The 255-nt window shown below is 40.4% G+C and carries 1 protein-coding gene; it reads left to right on the top strand.

Features of this window, described 5'->3' with window-relative positions:
- Positions 1–255: SDR family NAD(P)-dependent oxidoreductase (locus tag AAEY72_RS15595; RefSeq protein WP_352311527.1), on the top strand; the 255-nt coding region annotated here is incomplete at both ends.

Here is a 255-nt window from a genome sequence, read left to right on the forward strand (position 1 = left end):
GGGAAGCTCTGTCGATTGCTTTTGCCAAAAGGGGTGCGACTATTGTTTTAAGTGGTCGTAACGAAGAAAAGCTAGAACAAGTCAAAAAGCAGTGTAAGAAGCCAAAAAAACACTTCGTTATTCCCTTCGATATCAGTGACGTTGAGCAAGCAAAAGAAGCTTATCAAATAGCTATAGAAAAATCAGGAAAAATTGACTGGCTGATTAATAATGCAGGCGTCAGTCAACGCTCCTTAATCATGGACACTTCTGAGG

Origin of the sequence: Psychrobacter sp. W2-37-MNA-CIBAN-0211 (genome assembly GCF_040309405.1) — a bacterium.
Taxonomy (GTDB): Bacteria; Pseudomonadota; Gammaproteobacteria; order Pseudomonadales; family Moraxellaceae; genus Psychrobacter; species Psychrobacter glaciei.